This window comes from Providencia sp. PROV182, from assembly GCF_028480325.1.
In the GTDB taxonomy this organism is placed as follows: Bacteria; Pseudomonadota; Gammaproteobacteria; order Enterobacterales; family Enterobacteriaceae; genus Providencia; species Providencia hangzhouensis.
This window is the reverse complement of record NZ_JAMPOL010000024.1, coordinates 90,865-109,871: the sequence shown is the minus strand read 5'-3', so window position 1 is coordinate 109,871 and position 19,007 is coordinate 90,865. Positions and strand designations below refer to the sequence as shown.

Sequence of the window (19,007 nt, the reverse complement as noted above, 5' to 3'; positions counted from 1 at the left end):
AGAGGATGCATATTATGAATCATGAACGTAGAGATTTATTGAAATTAACGGGGGCAAGTATTGCTGTTGCGAGTATGGCATCAATAATGACATCACCAGTATTAGCGCAACCAAATACAAATTTCAGTGAGCTATGGGATAAAACCTTTGTAAAAAGTGATAAGGTTGAACATAGAAAAGTCACATTCAAAAATCGCTATGGTTTAGCCTTAGTCGGAGATTTATATCAACCTAAACATACTAGTGGGTTATTTGCTGCGATTGTATTGAGTGGCCCATTTGGCGCAGTAAAAGAGCAGTCTTCGGGGTTGTATGCGCAAACATTAGCAGAGCGTGGTTTTATTACTCTAGCATTTGATCCCTCTTTTACTGGAGAAAGTGAGGGTGAGCCTCGAAATGTTGCTTCTGCGGATATCAATACGGAAGACTTTAGTGCTGCTGTCGATTTTTTAGGGCTACAGCCAAATGTGGATCGCGAGCGTATTGGTGCGTTAGCTATCTGCGGATTAAGTGGTATGGCTTTAACTGCAGCGAGTAGCGATTCACGTATTAAAGCCGTAGCAACAGCATCAATGTACGATATGTCTCGCAGTATTAGCCGCGGATACCAAGATAGTTACACCATTGAAGAACGACATAAAGTGATTGATTATCTTAGCCAGCAGCGCTGGAAAGATGCAAAAAACGGACACTATGCTTTAGGTTACCATGAGGTGCCATTCGATGAAGATGGCAATATTATCGAGGGACAACGTGTTTTACCGGAGACTCTGCCAGAGAATGCACCGCCTGTATTAGCCGCATTTTTTGATTATTACCGTACTCCTCGAGGTTTTCATCCTCGTTCAATTAATTCAACAACCGCGTGGACAGCAACAACGCCTATATCTTTTTTTAATTTTCCTATGCATACCAATATTGAAATGATATCACCAAGACCAATTTTGCTGATTGCAGGGGAAAATGCACATTCTCGTTATTATTCTGAAGATGTGTACAAAGTAGCTTCAGATCCTAAAGAACTCTTGATTATTCCAAATGCTGATCATGTTGATTTATATGATAATCTAAGCAAGATCCCTTTCGATAAACTCACTGTTTTCTTTCAACAGAATTTATAAATATAGTAGCACATTATTTTTTAGTAAAATAATGTGCTTGCTGTCAGTTACTGCGTTCCATCTGTTGGTGGCACTCAATTTCGCCAGTAGGCAACGCAAACGCTAGAACGGTATCTGATCAAAGGGTTTGTGATGGATGATGAGCGGCTGAATTACTTACTAGCGGTTCATAACTATAAAAAGTGTATTAAGAACCTCACCGTATTCGTTGGGCATTACAGATTTTAGTTGGGTTGACTTTCTAACTAGAAATCAGCCTTAGAAAAACCGGTCATAACATCCAGCTCCATTTCGCGGCCTAATGCCGTCATTGGATGGACAATGGTCAAGCCCCGCACGGATTTTTTCAGCTTGCCAAGGTCGGCTTGTTCTTTCTTAGTGATGGGACGCTTGAACGGCATATCTACTAGTTTTTGCGCTTCTTTGCTTAGTTTTTTGTTACGCACCGCCTTCAGACGAGCGATTTCAATTTCCAGTGTCGCTTTTTCTTTCTCTAGTTCTGCGTGTTTTTCTACTTCACTCGTCAGTTGCATACTTGCCATCTGGCGACGAATAAGATCTAAACGGTCGCTAAGAAGCTTAATTTGTGCTTTTTCGATTTCTTTCATTATATTAATTAACCGTGAATAAATTTCTTGTTGGCAAGTATACACTATTCTAGATAAGGGGGGAAAAGGGATACAGGCTAATACCCATGTGAGGCTACCTTTATTGTCCATCATTCATGGAATGAAAACAACATAACTACCTTATAAATCAATTTCCATTCAACTATTCATCATATTTCGTCTTTTGTATCCTAGTAACATCATGATTAAGTTGTTGCATTTCGGTATCATCACTGACCTTTCTGACATATTATATTTAATTTTCTGAAAAATTATTATTTTTAGTTGATTTATCGTTGGTATATAGCGAAATATAATGAGGTATAGATGAGATCATAATGACTAAACGTAAATTTATTACACGTACAGAAGTTAATTCTTTATTGGATGCTACAAAGCAAGGTCGCTATCCTAATCGAGACTATTGCTTGTTATTAATGAGCTTTTTGCATGGATTAAGAGTTAGTGAGCTCACTCATATCACAATGTCTGATATTGATTTGGTGCAGAAAGTGATATTTATTAGGAGACTAAAAGGAGGGCTGTCTACCGTACAGCCTATAATTCCCGAAGAGTTTAATGCGATTGAAAAATGGTTAGTTGAAAGAGATTCTTGGAAAACAGCAGGGTCAGATTGTTTATTTATTTCACAAAAGGGAAGCCAAATTTCTCGTTATCAAATTTATCGCTTATTTGAGCAGTATGGCAAAATAGCAGGGCTTCCTGTAAAGCTTCATCCTCATATGCTAAGGCATGCATGCGGTTATGCTTTAGCTGATTTGGGTAGGGACACTCGATTAATCCAAGACTATTTAGGGCATCGAAATATCGCCCATACTGTAATTTATACTGCTAGTAATGAAAAAAGATTTAGTGGTATTTGGTCGAATCAATAAGTAATTTAATGAGTTGTGTCAATATAAAGCTAGCACTAAACATAATAATATGAACTAAACACCAAGAATACCTCAGTTATTTAGGTAATTGATTTTATAAAACTGAGGTATTCTTATGCATATTAAGGGTAGTAATTATTTTTAAAGCCATAAACAACATACTCAAGTAATTTATTTTCCAGCCTTTAAAAATAAGATTGGTTTATAATTTTATTTATTCTTTTTTTTTGAATCATCATAATTTAATTACTCTAATTACGAGTATGGATGGTTCGCTTTCTCAGTTAACTAATTATTATCATATTTCAATCATTTTTTTTACAGTAATGGTCTATTTTTGACTATCAAATAAAGTTATTCTGTGAAAGGTCACCATATAAGTGAAATCATTTAGATGATAAGTTCATATTTTTGGTTTTTGTGAGTTAAAAACATCTTATTGATGATTTAAAACACATTAATTTAATATACAATAAAAAAATTAATTAATTATCAATAACAATCAATCGGATAAAATAAAATATCTATAAAAATCAATTCGTAACGCAACATAATAAATCAAAATGTTCAAATTACCTAATAAGTATAATTATCAGACTAACTAAAATCAAATAGCATAAAACTCTGTTGCAGCAATGCATTTTAGAGGTAATTATCAATTAATGTAAAAATTTGTCATTAACAACAAAAAGTTATCTTTCATGATTTTTTTTGCAATAAAACTCACCAGTCAAATCATCTGATTTTTCTAGTTTAAGGTATAAATTAAAGATTTTAATTCTGACGATTCTTATATGTAAAACAATTTACCTAAAACTCATTTAACGCAACATTTTGATTTATTTTGTTGCGTTTTTTTGCATTTCAAAAAATAAATTGTTCACTTTATGAGTGGTTCTGATTGTTTTGCCTCATTACACAAGGCTTTAATTGGTGAGATATGAAAAGTAATAAATTAAAGACCAGTATAGATAGCTTTCAGAAAATACTAACTGAACAAATTGGCATGGAATTATCGCATCTTAGAAAAGAGAAAGGGCTTAGTGGTAGTGATCTAGCTAAAAAATTAAAGATATCACAACAACAAATATCTCGTTATGAAAGAGGAATATGTAGCATTAACTGTGGAATGCTATTTTCAATTTTATTTTATCTAGAAATTAGCCCGAGTGCATTTTTTGAAAGTGTATCATTGAAAATAAATGAAAAAAATCCTAGTGCTAATTCATTTATTCATAATAGTGAATGTTTATCCGATGAAAAGGATAACTACCATTATATTTTTAATCGACAAACAGAAATTATTTTAAATTCTTTATACAGCAAATAGTTATTTTAAAAATAATAAATTCTAACTATGCCCTACATCATGTTGGGTAATCATCACGTTGTTATATATAAATGAGGTTCAAATGAAAAAAGTATTTTTAGCCGCACTAGTTTCTGCCGCTATTGCATCTCCAGCACTCGCTGATCAAGGGCATGGTAAAGTCACATTTAAAGGTGAAATCATCGATGCACCTTGCTCAATTAGTTCAGATTCTATTGACCAAACAGTATGGTTAGGCCAAATCGCTAACTCTGTTTTAGCGAATGGCGGTACTTCTAGCGCGAAGCAATTCAATATTGAATTGGAAGACTGTGTATTCCCGAAAGATACAAATGATAAAGTGTACAACGATAAAGTGAGTATCACATTCTCTGGTTCTAGCGCTGCTTTCAATTCTAAATTACTCGGTGTAACAGGCTTAGATGCAACAGACCCAACTATTGCTGGCAACGTGGGTATTCAATTAACGGATACTAATGGCGCAGCGTTAGATATGGGAGTTGCAACAGCTCAAGAACATCAATTACAAGCGGGTGATAATACATTACGTTATAGCGCTTATGTACAAGGTGCAAACGTTGCGGTTGATAAAATTCCATTAGGTAAATTCGAAGGCGTAACTAACTTTACCTTAACTTATAACTAATTGATTAGTTTAAGAGGAATACCTTTGTGTTCCTCTATTAATCACCAAATTAAGTCAGAGGTTAAAGTGAAAGGATTTATCTATTTGCGAAGCAAAGTATCTTCCCTATTTCTTCTAACATTATTTCTTTCGCCACAAATGGCTGCATCATCTCATGGATGGGGTAAAGTCACGATGAATGGTGAAATAGTCGATACTGCCTGCGCAATAGATATTGGGTCTAGGGATCAGACCATTAATATGGGGGTACTTCCAACAAGCTATATTCGTGAAGTTGGGAAAGGCCCCATAAAAGAATTCAATATTAAGCTCATTGATTGCCGTTGGGAAAAATATTCGAAAGATAATAACGAATGGAATTCACTCGAAGTCACTTTTGATGGTCCATCAGAAGGTGATTTTTTCACACTCTCGGGTGAAGCAAAAGGAGTGCAATTGGCATTGCATGATATATCGGGATATTCCATTACACCAGGAAAGCCATTTCCTGCATTAGGAATTACGCCAGGGACAATGATCCTTAAATATCAAATGCAATTAGTCACCAATTATCATCCTGTTAAAGCGGGTAATTACCAAACCTTATTAAGGTTCAAGGTCGATTATTATTAATTCTAAGAAATTATATTGGTGTTTTAGGGATGTTTTTTATGTTTTTTAAACAACACAAAATAAATATAATAACGACAACGATAATGATTACATTTGGGTCATTATCCGCTCAGTTATATGCTGCCGATACCATACAATTTAATACGGCATTATTTGATTTAGAAGACAAAAAAAACATTGATATTAAGCAATTCTCACGTGCAGGCTATATTATGCCTGGTATTTATCCCCTCAAAGTACAAGTAAATAAAGAAACTTTACCCGAGCAACGGTTTTCATTCTATGCGCCAGAAAACGACCCTGAAGATAGCCTCGTTTGTATCACACCAGAACAAGTCCAGCAGCTAGGACTAACAGCCAGTTCGTTGAAGCAAATTACGTGGTGGCATAATAATGAGTGTCTTGATTTACGCAGTTTGCCCGGCTTTCAAGCACGGGGGGATTTATCTGACTCAACGTTGTATCTGAGTATACCTCAAGCCTACCTTGAATATAGAACAGCTAACTGGGATCCGCCTTCTCTGTGGGATGAAGGAATTTCAGGGGTTATTTTAGACTACAATATAAACGCAAGAGCGAATAAGCCTCATGATAATAATAGCAACTATAATGTGACAGCAAATGGTGTCGCAGGTGTGAACCTTGGTGCATGGCGCTTTAGGGGAGATTGGCAGGGGCGTGCTCAACGAGAAACTGGCTCGGATAGTAAAAATGAGCATGACTTTCAATGGAGCCGACTATACGCTTATAAAGCGTTAACCAGCATTAAAGCGAAATTGACCTTGGGCGAGGACTATTTTAACACTGATTTATTCGATAGTTTTCGATTTACAGGTGTTGGCTTACGCTCTGATATCTTAATGTTACCACCTAATTTACGTGGGTATGCACCTGAAATAACGGGTGTTGCGACGACAAATGCGACGGTGATTGTTAGCCAACAAGGGCGGATTATTTATCAAGAACAAGTCGCTGCGGGTCCTTTCCGTATCCAAAATTTAAGTGATGCGACGACGGGAAAACTGGATGTCCGAATCGAAGAGCAGGATGGTTCAGTTCAAGAATATCAGGTTGAAACAGCCAATATCCCTTATTTAACTCGACCAGGTAGTATTCGATATAAATTAGCGATGGGTCGCCCAACGGATATGGATCATCATGTTAATGGAGATACATTTGCGAGTGGTGAAATGTCGTGGGGTGTCACTAATGGTTGGTCATTGCTTGCAGGCTCATTAAATAGTCAAGACTATAATGCATTCAACGTGGGTGTCGGTCGTGACTTATTGGCATTTGGTGCCTTATCTTTCGATATTACGCATTCTATTGCAAATATTCCTAATGATAAAAAACTCACAGGTAATTCTTATCGAATAAACTATTCAAAACGTTTTGATGACTATGATAGCCAAGTACAGTTCGCAGGTTACCGATTCTCAGAACGCAGTTTTATGACTGTAACCGATTTTTTAACGGCTAAAGACTCAGGTGAGCGTCAAGGTAGTAATAAAGAAATGTATGTGATTTCTTTAAATAAAAACTTTAGGGAATCGAGAATTACAGCTTATTTAAACTACTCGCACCAAACCTATTGGGATAAGCCAGAAAGTAATCGCTACAATTTAATGGTGACAAAAACCTTAGATTGGGGAAGCCTGAAGAATATTAATATTTCGTTATCGGCCTATCGCAATAAATATAACGAAACAAATGATGATGGCCTGTATATTTCAGCTTCAATGCCTTGGGGAAATGGTGCAAATATTGGCTATTCATTACAAGCAACACGGGATGATACCGTTAATCGAGCAACCTATTATGACAAATTGTCAGATAGAACCAATTATCAAGTCAGTGCAGGCTCGACCAACAAAGGTGGAACCGCAAGTACCTATATTACCCATTATGGTGATAATACTAAGTTAACTGCGAATGCCAGCTATATTCATAATAATTACACGTCATTTGGGGTAGGGGCACAAGGCGGATTTACCATGACTTTAAATGGTGCGGATGCTCATCGAGTTTCAAATATTGGCGGAACTCGTTTGCTGATCGACACTGATGGTGTGGCTAAAATTCCCGTATCAGACCGAGGGATCCCTATTGCATCAAATGCATTTGGTAAAGTGATTGTCCCTGACTTAAATAGCTACTACCGCAGTAAAGTTAAAGTCGATTTAAATGCATTACCGAATAATGCCGAAGTAACGGATTCTATTGTTCAAGCGACATTAACAGAAGGCGCGATTGGCTATCGCAAATTTAATGTACTGTCTGGTGAAAAGATGATGCTTTCAATGCGTATGTCTGACGGTTCTGCACCGCCATTTGGTGCCCAGATCACGAATCTGAAAGGAAAAGAAACGGGAATAGTTACTGATAATGGATATGCCTATGTTAGTGGTATCAACCCAAATGAAGTCATGATTATTCATTGGGGTGGGGAAGCACAATGTGAAATTAATTTTCCTGAAAACTTAGAAACAATTAACCAAGGATTATTCATTCCTTGTAAACCATTATCAAATAAACGTAATGAAGCAGATAATAATCTGTAAATGAGTGATTGCTATGAAAAAATTAACTAATTTATATATCAGTACTATTTTATTAAGCAGTTTAGTTAGCGGAAGCGCATTCTCGGCAATTGCTTTAGATAGAACCCGAGTTATTTTTAATGGTGATCAAAAAAGCGTTTCAATTACTATTACTAATAAAAATAACCAGCTACCTTATTTGGCCCAAGGGTGGGTTGAAAATATTCAAGGGGTAAAAATTACTTCACCGTTTGCTGTATTACCTCCGGTGCAGAGAGTTGAACCCGAAAAATCAAGCCAAGTCCGTATTGAGGCGCTTCCTGAAATTAGTCAGTTACCTCAGGATAGAGAAAGTGTTTATTACTTTAATTTAAGGGAGATCCCGCCAAAAAGTGATAAACCGAATGTTTTGCAATTAGCGTTACAGAGCAAAATTAAATTATTTTATCGTCCTAAAAGTATCATGCTAAGCGAAACAGAAATGCTGAATAACCCTTGGCAAGAAAAAACACAGCTTATTAAGCAAGGTGACCAATATATCATTAAAAACCCAACTCCCTTTTATATCACGATTATTGGTGCGGCTGAGCGAAAAAATTCACCCGTAAATCAGAATTTTAAGGCAGTTATGGTTGCACCATTTAGTGAAGAAAAATTAGGAGTTCCAAGTTCTACTGTGGGGGCAAACCCGGTATTGACCTATATAAATGACTATGGTGGCCGGCCAAAACTTCAATTTAAATGTCAAGCAAATACATGTCAGGTTGTTCCTGAAAGTAAATAGAGAGGAAAATGATGATTAATCAAAAAAGCTTTTCCTTACTCTTTGGATTATCTCTCATATTTCATTCAGTTGTGATATATGCGGCATCAAATAATGCCTTTTATAACACGACAGGAAATTGGGATGTTGAAGGTGCAAATGGCAAAATTTTCGTTTATGGCTCATTAACGGAGAGTGCTTGCCATTTATCGATGAATTCTGCATTTCAATCCGTTGATTTAGGAAATATTGAAACTGCATCATTAAAAACAATTGGCGCCCAAGGCCACAAGATACCGATCAACATCGAGTTATTGGATTGTATCGAAACTCCAACAGTTCTGAGAAACAATAAATCAGGTAATGCTACATGGAGTATTTCTCAGCCTGGCATGAAAATTAGGTTTATCACGCCTGTTGTGCCTTTTAGACCGGACATCGCGAGAGTTGAAGGTGTGAATGGGCTTGGATTGCAGATAACTAATCCTAAAGGAAAAGAAATTGCTTTTGGTGAGTATAGTGAACCTGAGCTTATTTCTACGGGGCAAAATATTTTAACTTATTATGTAGCTCCCGTAAGAATTGCAGAGAAATTACAGGCTGGAGCTTATCGAAGTGTTATTTCTTTTCAAATAACGTATGAATAATCTTAATAGATTGTCTGATATAGCATTGAAGGTATTTATATGAATAACTTAAATTTCAATTTTTATAAATTTAAAAAAATAATACTCTCCATGCTATTAAGTTTGTTATTTTTTTCGTTACAGAGTCATGCAAAAAATGGTCAAATTGGTGAAATTAAGATACGAGGCCAGCTTGTCGCTGAAGCTTGTACAGTAAGGCCCGGTGATGAAAATATTATTGTGGACTTTGGTACTATCGTTAATAAGTACCTCTATATTAATCAAAAAACGCCAATTGAAAATTTTAATATTCATTTAGATGACTGTGATAATAGTATCTTTAGAACGGTGACCGTTAAGTTTACAGGAAACGAAAATATCAATTTACCAGGCCTTCTTGCATTAGATTCTGGCAGCATGGCTTCGGGCATCGGAATTGAAATCTTAGAATATAGCGGTAAAAAAATTCCCATTAATAGTACGACGCCTGCATACAATTTAGAGAATGGTACAAATATTTTAAGTTTTAATGCGAATGTGCAAGGGGAACCCGATGCAATAAAAAATAAAAGTATTGCGTTTGGCCATTTTACTGCAACCGCTATTTTTAGTTTAATTTATGATTAAGGTATCAGTAACAATGAAGATATTAATATTACTTCTCGCAACCTTATTATTTTCCCCAACTATTTTTGCGTTCCAGTGTAAAACTAATGGAGGGCAGGAAGTTGGCGGGGGAACACAAAGTATTTATGATGTTCCTCTCGATAATGATATTTTTGCTGTACCAAATCGTATAAATGAATTTGCGGATGTGAGTGATTTTATGACCTGCCGTAATGAAGCCCCCAGTGCTTATGTTGATTATTTAAATGTGACTGGTGCTGACCTTGGTCCAACATTTAAGAATAACCCAGAATTAAAAGCGGGTGTGGTCGTGCGTGGCGCTTATTATTTAGCACCATTTAGTGGTAAAGAAATTCAAGTATTTCGTTTAACTACAGCTAGTGAACCTTTACAAATTAAATTATATTTGCAAGTAAATGTTAAACCAACGCCATCAGTCTTGGTAAGAAAAGGCGATTTGCTGATGACATTAGATCTCCATAAATATGCGACATTTGTAAATAGTAATCAGCATATTGACCATGCTTATTTTAAATGGAATTTCTATGCAGGTAATGACGTAGTTGTTGGAACGGGTACGTGTGATATCAATGATAACCAAATCATCATTGTTGATTTTGAAACAGTAAATGCATCGGGTATTTCAACGGTGGGAAGTGCAAGCCGTTTTCAACGTAACGCAGAAATCACTTATAGTTGTGAAGATAATAACCTGACGGCGCCAATAAAGATGATTATTAGCGGAGAAACTTCGACTTTCTCATCTGATGCTTTACTTGTTAGAACAGGAGATATTGGTAGTCAAGGTTCTATTATGTCTGGATTAGGTGTTGAGGTTTATCATCAAGGGCAAAGAGTTTCCCCTATGAATGGGCATTTCGATTCAAAAATAGAAAATGGGCATGGTAGAGATACATTAATGTTCACGCTAGTTAAAAAACCTAATTTATCGCCAAATGAATTGATAGAAGGCCAGTTTAGTTCAGCAGCTACCATTATTATGTCCACTCCGTAGCTATTGAAATAGAGAGGTTTTTATATGGATGAAAGCCTCCATTTTTTTCTCGTCAGCTCTCTATGGTTACTGAGCAAATCGTGTTTATAACAAAATCACAATATATCGATGATTTTTTATAAACATATTTTGGATTAGACAAAATAAGTTAAACACACCAAATTTTGAATTATCATCGTTAGCATCTTTTCTTAAATAACATCACATAATTTCTCTATCAATAAAGCTCAAAACCTATCAGGTCTCAGTAGCTACAGGTATAATCACATAATTATCCGATAGATTTAGAGGCGAAGATGGCGAAACTCACCTTACAAGAGCAAATGCTAAAAGCAGGATTAGTTACCAGCAAGAAAATGGCAAAAGTGCAAAGAACGGCTAAAAAATCACGTGTTCAGGCGCGTGAAGCAAGGGAAGCCGTAGAAGAAAATAAAAAAGCACAGCTTGAGCGTGACAAACAATTGAGTGAGCAGCATAAACAAATGGTGCAATCCAAAGAGTTTAAAGCGCAAGTTAAACAACTTATTGAAATGAATAAAGTTGATATTTCAAAGGGAGATATTAGTTTTAATTTCACAGATAACAACGTTATCAAGCAAGTTGTTGTAGACAAAATAACGCAAACGCAACTGATCAGTGGGCGTCTGGCGATTGCACGTTTAGCGATTGATAACAGTGATGTTAACGAGTATGTGATTATTCCAGCAAGCGTAGCGGATAAAATAACGCAAAGAGATGCGGATAGTATCGTACTCAACAATGCACTCAGCCAAGAAGAACAGGATGAAGATGACCCGTATGCGGACTTTAAGATCCCTGACGACCTGATGTGGTAATACTCGTCAAATTTTAAGTCGTAGCTTTGGCGTTAAAACGGGCTGGCGCTAAACATTTTAACGTTCTTCTGACTCGCAGGGTGAACAAAATGCAATTCACTAGCGTGCAAAAGTAAACGTGGAGTCTGCTCAGTCCCTTGTAATAATCGCCCACCATATAGATCGCAACCTAAGATTGGGTGGCCTAATTTTTGGCAGTGGATGCGTAACTGGTGGGTGCGCCCTGTCTCAGGGGTTAATTGGACACGGGTTACAGGTAACGATATCCCATTTTCTACAGGGTGATACAGACGCTCTATTACTTGATAGTGGGAGCGGGCAGGTTTGCCATTCACCTCGCAAAGCGACATGCGGGGAAACTGTGCAGGGTCTTTTGCTATTGCCGCATCAATGACACCCTCATCATTAGCTAAGTGGCCACAAAGTAGAGCTTGGTATATTTTAATGATGGAGCGTTGGCTAAATTGCTGGCTTAGAGCTGCATTGATGGCTTTATTGCGAGCAACCACCATTAACCCAGATGTGCCAAAATCGAGACGGTGAACAAGAGTACAGTCTGGGAATATTTGTACTAATCGGTGATGGACGGAGTCTAAGTTTTGTGGGTTTTTTCCAGAAAGGCTGAGTAGGCCACTTGGCTTATTAATAAGAACCAGATGCTCATCCTGATAGATAATTTCTATCTCATCGTGACAGGGCGGAGCAATAAAGGTGTCGATGATTTCAGTCATTAGCCTTTCCAGCAAAAAATGGTTGTTGATAATAACCAATTTTTAGTAGGTAGGCGAACGCTGTCACTTGCATCACGTAAATTTATCACTCAGACTAAAAGCAAAGCCGTAGTCTGCACACGCATTGTGCTCTATACTGCGCGTTGTAAAAACTGAGTCAATAAAAGATTAATTAGGCGGTAATGGCAATGAATGGAACGATCACAACATGGTTCGAAGATAAAGGTTTTGGATTTATCAAAGATGAGAATGGCGATAACCGTTATTTTCATGTGGTTAAGGTTGCCAACCCAGATTTGATTAAAAAAAATGCTGCAGTCACTTTCGAACCGACGACAAATAATAAAGGGTTATCTGCTTTTGCGGTCAAAGTCATACCTGAAAGTAAATATATTTATATCGCAGGAGAACGGATTAAGATTACATCAATTAAATCCTATCGTGTTTATTCAGTAGAAGTACCTGCAGATACGCGTATCGATAAAGAAAATACCGTGTTATCAATTGGCGCATTAATGAATAGTATCAAACCAAAATCAGATAAACCTGGTCAAATGCGTTCATTGAAAAAATTAGAAATTAGTACGTTACATGGGACATCATTAACATTTTCGGAAGATGAAATTGATATTGATGAGGCTGTGAAACAACTTAAGTTTAAGTGATTTCTTGTCAGGTAAACAGCACCACTCTTGAGTGCTGTTTACTTGTTTATTACTTTATTCTTATACAATAGAGTCATTTGAAAGCTAGCTAGGCTTATCGGAGAGGGGATATGTTAGATTTCTTAAAAAATTACGATAATTTAACCATTAGCGAAAAAAAAGTCTTAAAATACCTGACTGATAATATTACAGATATCCCTTACTTAAATATTAATGAACTAGTTGCTAAAACCTTTGTTTCTAAAACAGTTATTATTAATTTGTCGCAAAAATTAGGGTTTAGTGGATTTAAAGAACTTAAGTTTCAGATTAATAATTATATTTTAACAAAAAATAAAACTGAAAAAATCACATCTTCGTCTTATAAAAAACAACTCGAAAAAAATATTAATAAAAGTTTTACATTAATTAACGAAGAGCAAATTAGCGATTGCGCTAAAATACTACATAAATCGAGAAATATTTTTATTGTTGCCAGAGGGACAAGTAAAGCTGTTGGCTATTATCTTGAACACTTACTATTTGCGTTAGGTTTACACTGTTTTTTTATTAATGACTACAATTTATCTGATTCTTTCACTCGATTAGTTAGCAAAGATGACACGGTCATTTTTATCTCACTATCAGGGGGAACCAAAAAAATTATTGAAACAGCAAAAATTGTGCAATTAAAAGGGGCAAATATCATTAGTATGACCGCTTTTAATACTAATGAACTAACCACTTATACTGATAACACTTTGTTTTGTTTTGCCGATAATTTTGATACTAAAAGAGATGACACAAAATCCAGAATTGGCTTTTTTATTTTAGTTGATTTACTTATCAATGAATTAGAAAATCTACTTTAAATTTTCTTTTTTATTTTCTAAGAAAACTTCACTCGTTTTTCATTCTTGTCTTTGGTAGATAGTTTTTATTAATATGACCTAGGTCATTAGTTATGACCTAAGATAACTTTTAAAACCGTGACATCATTTCTTTTATAATCCCTCCAAGCTAGTATGCCTTTAATTCTAATAATAGAAGTCATAAGGAAACAGTATGGCCAGAAAAAAGTTTGGTGAATCTATTCAACGCTTTGGGAGAACATTACTCCTTCCAATAGGTGTTTTAGCACCTATTGGTATGATATTGGGTATCAGTGGTGCATTAGTGCAAACTTATATGATTGCACGTTTTCCTTTTCTCGGAAATGAAACGGTTAATGCATTACTTGTCAGCATTCGTTCAATCGCGGGTGTTATTTTTGATAATATTCCCCTATTGTTTGCTATGGGAGTGGCCTATGGTATGAGCCATCGAGATAAGGGGATCGCCGTCTTTGCATCGGTTGTCGGCTACTTATCGCTGATCATAACCATGAATATTTGGCTAGTGCTTACTGGTAAGCTTGCAGACCCTGCAATGATGGGGCAAGTAGGGCAAATTAAAGTTCTTGGTATACAAACTTTAAATATCAGTGCCGCAGGAGGGATTATTACTGGTTTGATTGCCGCTTGGGCGACTGATAAGTTCTATAACCTTGAATTGCCAACCGCATTTGCTTTCTTTTCTGGTAAAAAATCCGTTTCTATTATTATGATCGGTTTAATGATTGGAGTGGGTGCGTTATTACCGTTTATTTGGGAAGTATTAGTCCAAGGTTTGATGAAACTCTCTGCGGTATTTTTAAGTCCTGTAGGGCCATTTTTTACCGCGGGTGGTGAACGTTTATTTATTCCATTTGGTTTACACCATGTATGGAACGTTTTATTTAGATTTACTGAGGCGGGTGGTACTTATGTTATTGACGGACAAACCTTTGTTGGTGTTGTTCCTGCATTAACTGAGGTGCTATTTAACCAAGGCCCAGATAGTGAATATTGGTCGATGATGCCAAGTTTGACTCGCTTTATGGCGCAGCAACAAATGCTAGTCACACTATTCCTATTCCCTGCAATTGCTCTTGCTATTTACAAAACATCGAAGAAAGAAAACCGCGCAGAAGTGAAATCCATGCTGGTTACCATGGTATTAACAGCCATGCTTGGTAACGTCACGGAGCCACTCGAATTTACCTTCGTATTTATTGCGCCATTATTGTACTTAATTTACGCCATTATTGTCGGTATCGGTGCGGTGTTGCTTTCATTGGCTGAGGTCGGTATCGGTTATATTCGTGGAACCGTCTTTGATTTTACTATCTTTGGTCTTCTGTACGAGCACACTAACTGGATCTTCCTTGTTATTATCGGTAGCTGTTTAGCCGTCGTCACTTACTTTATTTTCTACTGGGCAATTATTAAATTTGATATTAAAACTCCTGGTCGTGAAGAATCGAGTAATCTGAAAAATACCTTAATTAAAGAAAAACGATATGGCGAAATCGCAGAAATTTTAATCCAAGCATTAGGTGGAAAACAAAATATTCGTAACGTAGATAACTGTATTACTCGTATGCGTATTGATGTTGGAGAAGTGAACCAAATAGATAAAGATTTAATGTTGGAATCAGGATGTACCGCATTCTTCTTTCCATCGGCAAACCACGTCCATGTCGTGTATGGACCAAAGGTTGAGTTTGTTCGCAATGCTGTTGATGAAGCAATGAAGAAATAAAGAAAGGATACGAAATGAGAGCATTATACGATTCTAAAAGTAAAACTATTGATGACCGTGGAATTAAAGACTTATTGTCTGATGAAGCAAAATATTCTACTTGGTTAATGTTTGAATCCATGCTGGCCCAAGCCCAAGCGGAACTGGGATTTATTCCACAATCAGCGGCAGATGAAATTAAAGAAAAGGCTGTTATCGAAAATATCGATTTTGAAGAAATGAGCCGTATTTACCAAAAAATAGGCCATGGCTTTGTACCTTTCTTGAAAGTTTTAGTGAATGCTTGCTCTGAGGAAAGTGGTAAATATATCCATTATGGAATTACCACGCAAAATATTCAGCAAAGTTCACAGCTCTATATGATGAAAACCGTACATCATAAATTTATGTTGTTACTCGGTGAAATCATCGAAAACTTAGCAGATTTGGCCGAAAGAACCAAACATATGGTGATGCCGGGAAGAACTCATGGACGTCATGCGATCCCTATCACCTATGGCTATAAAGTTTCGGTATGGATCAGCGATTTTATTGATTGCTACCAACGTATGAAAGAGTGTGAAAAACGGGTTTTCACTATCATGATGGGTGGTGCTGTTGGTGCATTTAACTCAATGCCTGATGTTGGTATGGCGGTACAAAAACGTGTCGCTGAGCTGGTGGGTATGGAAGCCATGGAAGTACCATCCAGAAACTTAAGTACGCATAAGCTTGAATATATGGCAAATTTAGCGTTAATGGCCAATATTTGTCATAAAATCGGTGAAGAAGTTTATAGCACAACGTTAGAAGAAATTGCAGAGGTTTCAGAAGGCTTTACTAAAGGAACAGTGGGCAGTAGTACTATGCCGCATAAAATAAACCCAAAACTTGCTAAGGGAATTATTGCTAACTCACAGAAATTATATTCTTTACCGGGTGTTGGTATGTATTCTGCGGTAAGGCCTTATGAAGGTGATAGTAGTTCTTATATGTTATTTGATGGGTTAATCGAAGAAGCTTTGGAATTGACCACGGAAATTTTACTAAGAACTGAAGAGCTTTCTAGGACGATTGTGCCACATGAAGAGAGAATGCTTCATAATGTTTTGAGAAACAAAGGGCTGGATAATACTGAGTATGTCATGATGAAGATGGCGGAAAAATTAGGTAAAGATAAAGCTCACTCCCTTCTGTATGAAGAAGCAATTAAAACTGCGGCGGATGGGGAAGATTTTTATACTAATTTGACCAAAAATAGTGTGATATCAGCAGCATTCAGTAATGAAGAAATTAAAGCAATGCTTGACCCGAGATCTTATGTTGGGTTATCCGTTGAAATTGCAGAAAAAGAAGCAAAACGTGGATTAGTCGTTTCGCAAGAAATTAAGCAACAGTACAAATAGGTATTTTTAGTATTTACTAAAAATTATTTTAAATAAGGGGCTGTCTATTATATAGATAGCCCCTTACTTATTTATTCGCCAGCGAGTGCTCTTGGGAATAATAAGTTATTTTCTAGGTTAATGTGATTCATTAAATCATCAATCAGTTCATTGATACCATTATACAACACACGCCAGGTAGTACAGGCTTCTGGCGGTGGTGTGACATTATTGGTAATATCTTTAATTGCTTCTAAGATATCACTAGCATCATCATGTTCTTGTTCCATGACACTAATTGGACCTGCTGCGTTTCTGCCCATTCCGTTTTTTATCATAGGGAATAAAACGCGTTCTTCTTTCATCATATGGCTAGCTAGTTCTTCCAGTAATGCTTCTAAGTATTTTGATAAACCTTTTGGCACGCTTGGCTTATTTATATGAACGCGTTCAACTTTTTGTGCCTGTAGTATTAGTTCAGGTAATTGTTCTCTGTGCCTATCATGATAGCGAACAATGATAAAATCGATAATCTCACTGAGTGGGGCTTTGCGCCAATCCTGTTCTAACGTTTCTGTGGCTAATTTAGCTAATTGGCTTTCTAATAGGTCAATATCTAACTTTAATTTTTCTGCGCTGCGATTCAGCGTCTGTTTGCCACCACAACAGTAATCCATATTATATTGGCGAAATAAAGAAGAAGCTCTAGGAATGGATAATGCGAGCTGTCCGAGTGTTTTATCTCTAAATTGCATATGAGGTATCCTTTAAAAAATCATAAAATTCTGATGCTACTTTGTTATTTAATTTATGCAGGTAATGCCCATTGGCGAGCAATATTACGCCCATACTCACGGCAGTCATCTAATGTTTTTGTGTCTGGTTTCCATTTTGCTTTTAAAGATAATGCGGTATCAAAACCGGCATCCATCAAACGTGTTTGAACACGGTCAACGGCGCCGCCATTCCAACCAAAACTACCGAAAGCAGCGGCTTTTTTATTTAAAAAACGTAAGCCTGTAATTTCTTCAAGCATACCTGCTATTTTAGGCATCATGACATTATTCATGGTTGAGGTACCGACCAGTGCCGCTTTGGAGCGAAAAACATGAGTAATAATGTCGTTTTTATCACTGCGTGCAACGTTAAATATTTTAACCGCGACATTAGGGTCGGCTTCATTGATGCCTTGAGCGATTGCATCCGCCATTAAACGAGTATTATTTGACATGGTATCGTAGAAAATAGTGATACGATCTTCTTGATAATCTGCTGCCCATTTCAAATACAATTCAATGATTTGATTTGGATTATCACGCCATACTACTCCGTGAGATGTCGCTATCATATCGACAGGTAGATTGAAGCCTAAAATTTCATTTATTTTTGGCGTCACTAAGCGGCTAAATGGAGTAAGAATATTGGCGTAGTAACGCTGGCACTGTTCGAATAATTCATTTTGGTCGACTTCGTCATTAAATAATCGCTCATCACAATAGTGCTGCCCGAAAGCATCATTACTAAAAAGTACGGCATCTTCAGTAAAATAAGTCATCATGCTGTCAGGCCAATGTAGCATTGGAGTCTCAATGAAAATCAATTGTTTATTGTTACCTATATCGAGCGTGTCACCTGTTTTAACGATTTTGAAATTCCATTCAGGATGATGGTGATGACCATTTATTGAATCAATGGCATTGGCTGTGCAATAGATCGGGGTATTAGGAATAAAGCTCATTAATTCGGTTAATGCACCTGCGTGATCTTCTTCTGCATGGTTAATGACGATGTAGTCAATATCATTTAAATCAATTTGCGAGCGCAAATTTTGAACAAACTCACGGCTAAATTTATGATCGACAGTATCAATAAGAACATTTTTTTCTTCGCGGATTAAATAGCTATTATAACTACTTCCCTTTAATGTTTTGTATTCGGTTCCATGAAAATCACGTACTTCCCAATCACGCTGACCTACCCAATGGATGTTATTTTTTACATGAATCGCCATATTAATTTTGTCCTG

18 protein-coding genes and 2 pseudogenes are annotated in these 19,007 nt (G+C 36.6%); 16 read left to right on the top strand and 4 right to left on the bottom strand.

Features of this window, described 5'->3' with window-relative positions; genetic code table 11:
- Positions 1–5 precede the first annotated feature (5 nt).
- Both PR834_RS17065 and rhuM read left to right on the top strand, forming a co-directional pair.
- Positions 6–1,121 (top strand): alpha/beta hydrolase, encoded by a 1,116-nt coding sequence (locus PR834_RS17065; RefSeq protein ID WP_112308020.1) that lies wholly within the window; start codon positions 6–8, stop codon positions 1,119–1,121.
- A gap of 33 nt (positions 1,122–1,154) precedes the next feature.
- A pseudogene (rhuM, locus tag PR834_RS17060) lies at positions 1,155–1,271 on the top strand (RhuM family protein); the annotation flags it as partial.
- Between the two features lie 95 nt (positions 1,272–1,366).
- Here rhuM and PR834_RS17055 read toward each other — a convergent pair.
- On the bottom strand, positions 1,367–1,729 hold the full coding sequence (locus PR834_RS17055) for a YibL family ribosome-associated protein (protein ID WP_036958636.1): 363 nt from the start codon (positions 1,727–1,729) through the stop codon (positions 1,367–1,369).
- A gap of 338 nt (positions 1,730–2,067) precedes the next feature.
- On the opposite strand from PR834_RS17055, the gene PR834_RS17050 reads away from it, so the two are divergent.
- From PR834_RS17050 to PR834_RS17005, 10 genes are all read left to right on the top strand, one after another.
- Complete coding sequence (locus PR834_RS17050) at positions 2,068–2,625, top strand: tyrosine-type DNA invertase (protein WP_004263124.1); 558 nt, start codon at positions 2,068–2,070, stop codon at positions 2,623–2,625.
- Between the two features lie 940 nt (positions 2,626–3,565).
- Positions 3,566–3,955: a helix-turn-helix domain-containing protein gene (locus PR834_RS17045; protein ID WP_004263121.1), complete on the top strand. Its 390-nt coding sequence runs from the start codon at positions 3,566–3,568 to the stop codon at positions 3,953–3,955.
- A gap of 82 nt (positions 3,956–4,037) precedes the next feature.
- The gene (locus tag PR834_RS17040) at positions 4,038–4,601 is read left to right on the top strand and encodes a fimbrial protein (protein ID WP_004263117.1); all 564 of its coding nucleotides are present in this window, start codon (positions 4,038–4,040) and stop codon (positions 4,599–4,601) included.
- A gap of 84 nt (positions 4,602–4,685) precedes the next feature.
- Complete coding sequence (locus tag PR834_RS17035) at positions 4,686–5,213, top strand: fimbrial protein (RefSeq protein WP_272536801.1); 528 nt, start codon at positions 4,686–4,688, stop codon at positions 5,211–5,213.
- Between the two features lie 29 nt (positions 5,214–5,242).
- On the top strand, positions 5,243–7,774 hold the full coding sequence (locus PR834_RS17030) for an outer membrane usher protein (RefSeq protein ID WP_004263112.1): 2,532 nt from the start codon (positions 5,243–5,245) through the stop codon (positions 7,772–7,774).
- A 13-nt stretch (positions 7,775–7,787) separates the two neighbouring features.
- The gene (locus tag PR834_RS17025; protein WP_004263108.1) at positions 7,788–8,537 is read left to right on the top strand and encodes a fimbria/pilus periplasmic chaperone; all 750 of its coding nucleotides are present in this window, start codon (positions 7,788–7,790) and stop codon (positions 8,535–8,537) included.
- An 8-nt stretch (positions 8,538–8,545) separates the two neighbouring features.
- A complete protein-coding gene (locus PR834_RS17020) occupies positions 8,546–9,163 on the top strand; it encodes a fimbrial protein (RefSeq protein ID WP_196724709.1) in 618 nt (205 codons plus the stop codon).
- A gap of 39 nt (positions 9,164–9,202) precedes the next feature.
- Positions 9,203–9,769: a fimbrial protein gene (locus tag PR834_RS17015; RefSeq protein ID WP_094960885.1), complete on the top strand. Its 567-nt coding sequence runs from the start codon at positions 9,203–9,205 to the stop codon at positions 9,767–9,769.
- Between the two features lie 13 nt (positions 9,770–9,782).
- Positions 9,783–10,784 (top strand): fimbrial protein, encoded by a 1,002-nt coding sequence (locus PR834_RS17010; protein ID WP_228677335.1) that lies wholly within the window; start codon positions 9,783–9,785, stop codon positions 10,782–10,784.
- Between the two features lie 296 nt (positions 10,785–11,080).
- Complete coding sequence (locus PR834_RS17005; RefSeq protein WP_004263100.1) at positions 11,081–11,620, top strand: DUF2058 domain-containing protein; 540 nt, start codon at positions 11,081–11,083, stop codon at positions 11,618–11,620.
- A gap of 32 nt (positions 11,621–11,652) precedes the next feature.
- Here the strand turns inward: PR834_RS17005 and PR834_RS17000 are convergent, their stop codons facing one another.
- On the bottom strand, positions 11,653–12,351 hold the full coding sequence (locus PR834_RS17000) for an RluA family pseudouridine synthase (RefSeq protein WP_196724710.1): 699 nt from the start codon (positions 12,349–12,351) through the stop codon (positions 11,653–11,655).
- Between the two features lie 182 nt (positions 12,352–12,533).
- On the opposite strand from PR834_RS17000, the gene PR834_RS16995 reads away from it, so the two are divergent.
- From PR834_RS16995 to PR834_RS16980, 4 genes are all read left to right on the top strand, one after another.
- Positions 12,534–13,016, top strand: a complete 483-nt coding sequence (locus PR834_RS16995) for a cold-shock protein (RefSeq protein ID WP_004263097.1) — start codon at positions 12,534–12,536, stop codon at positions 13,014–13,016.
- A gap of 110 nt (positions 13,017–13,126) precedes the next feature.
- Positions 13,127–13,867 (top strand): MurR/RpiR family transcriptional regulator, encoded by a 741-nt coding sequence (locus PR834_RS16990; RefSeq protein WP_004263096.1) that lies wholly within the window; start codon positions 13,127–13,129, stop codon positions 13,865–13,867.
- 193 nt (positions 13,868–14,060) lie between these two features.
- Entirely contained in the window at positions 14,061–15,617 is a 1,557-nt protein-coding gene (locus PR834_RS16985; protein WP_004263090.1) for a PTS transporter subunit EIIC, read from the top strand.
- Positions 15,618–15,631: 14 nt separating this feature from the next.
- A complete protein-coding gene (locus PR834_RS16980) occupies positions 15,632–17,002 on the top strand; it encodes a class-II fumarase/aspartase family protein (RefSeq protein ID WP_004263087.1) in 1,371 nt (456 codons plus the stop codon).
- Between the two features lie 71 nt (positions 17,003–17,073).
- On the opposite strand, the gene ytfE is transcribed toward PR834_RS16980, so the two are convergent.
- Both ytfE and norV read right to left on the bottom strand, forming a co-directional pair.
- Entirely contained in the window at positions 17,074–17,736 is a 663-nt protein-coding gene (ytfE, locus tag PR834_RS16975) for an iron-sulfur cluster repair protein YtfE (protein WP_180312277.1), read from the bottom strand.
- Positions 17,737–17,798: 62 nt separating this feature from the next.
- A pseudogene (gene norV, locus PR834_RS16970) lies at positions 17,799–18,992 on the bottom strand (anaerobic nitric oxide reductase flavorubredoxin); the annotation flags it as partial.
- Between the last annotated feature and the right edge of the window lie 15 nt (positions 18,993–19,007).

What these genes read in the sequence shown, in the direction of transcription:
- PR834_RS17065 (WP_112308020.1), top strand. Translation starts at nt 6, where the DNA reads ATGCATATTATGAATCATGAACGTAGAGATTTATTGAAATTAACGGGG.
- PR834_RS17055 (WP_036958636.1), bottom strand. Translation starts at nt 1,729, where the DNA reads ATGAAAGAAATCGAAAAAGCACAAATTAAGCTTCTTAGCGACCGTTTA.
- PR834_RS17050 (WP_004263124.1), top strand. Translation starts at nt 2,068, where the DNA reads ATGACTAAACGTAAATTTATTACACGTACAGAAGTTAATTCTTTATTG.
- PR834_RS17045 (WP_004263121.1), top strand. Translation starts at nt 3,566, where the DNA reads ATGAAAAGTAATAAATTAAAGACCAGTATAGATAGCTTTCAGAAAATA.
- PR834_RS17040 (WP_004263117.1), top strand. Translation starts at nt 4,038, where the DNA reads ATGAAAAAAGTATTTTTAGCCGCACTAGTTTCTGCCGCTATTGCATCT.
- PR834_RS17030 (WP_004263112.1), top strand. Translation starts at nt 5,243, where the DNA reads ATGTTTTTTATGTTTTTTAAACAACACAAAATAAATATAATAACGACA.
- PR834_RS17025 (WP_004263108.1), top strand. Translation starts at nt 7,788, where the DNA reads ATGAAAAAATTAACTAATTTATATATCAGTACTATTTTATTAAGCAGT.
- PR834_RS17020 (WP_196724709.1), top strand. Translation starts at nt 8,546, where the DNA reads ATGATGATTAATCAAAAAAGCTTTTCCTTACTCTTTGGATTATCTCTC.
- PR834_RS17015 (WP_094960885.1), top strand. Translation starts at nt 9,203, where the DNA reads ATGAATAACTTAAATTTCAATTTTTATAAATTTAAAAAAATAATACTC.
- PR834_RS17010 (WP_228677335.1), top strand. Translation starts at nt 9,783, where the DNA reads ATGAAGATATTAATATTACTTCTCGCAACCTTATTATTTTCCCCAACT.
- PR834_RS17005 (WP_004263100.1), top strand. Translation starts at nt 11,081, where the DNA reads ATGGCGAAACTCACCTTACAAGAGCAAATGCTAAAAGCAGGATTAGTT.
- PR834_RS17000 (WP_196724710.1), bottom strand. Translation starts at nt 12,351, where the DNA reads ATGACTGAAATCATCGACACCTTTATTGCTCCGCCCTGTCACGATGAG.
- PR834_RS16995 (WP_004263097.1), top strand. Translation starts at nt 12,534, where the DNA reads ATGGCAATGAATGGAACGATCACAACATGGTTCGAAGATAAAGGTTTT.
- PR834_RS16990 (WP_004263096.1), top strand. Translation starts at nt 13,127, where the DNA reads ATGTTAGATTTCTTAAAAAATTACGATAATTTAACCATTAGCGAAAAA.
- PR834_RS16985 (WP_004263090.1), top strand. Translation starts at nt 14,061, where the DNA reads ATGGCCAGAAAAAAGTTTGGTGAATCTATTCAACGCTTTGGGAGAACA.
- PR834_RS16980 (WP_004263087.1), top strand. Translation starts at nt 15,632, where the DNA reads ATGAGAGCATTATACGATTCTAAAAGTAAAACTATTGATGACCGTGGA.
- ytfE (WP_180312277.1), bottom strand. Translation starts at nt 17,736, where the DNA reads ATGCAATTTAGAGATAAAACACTCGGACAGCTCGCATTATCCATTCCT.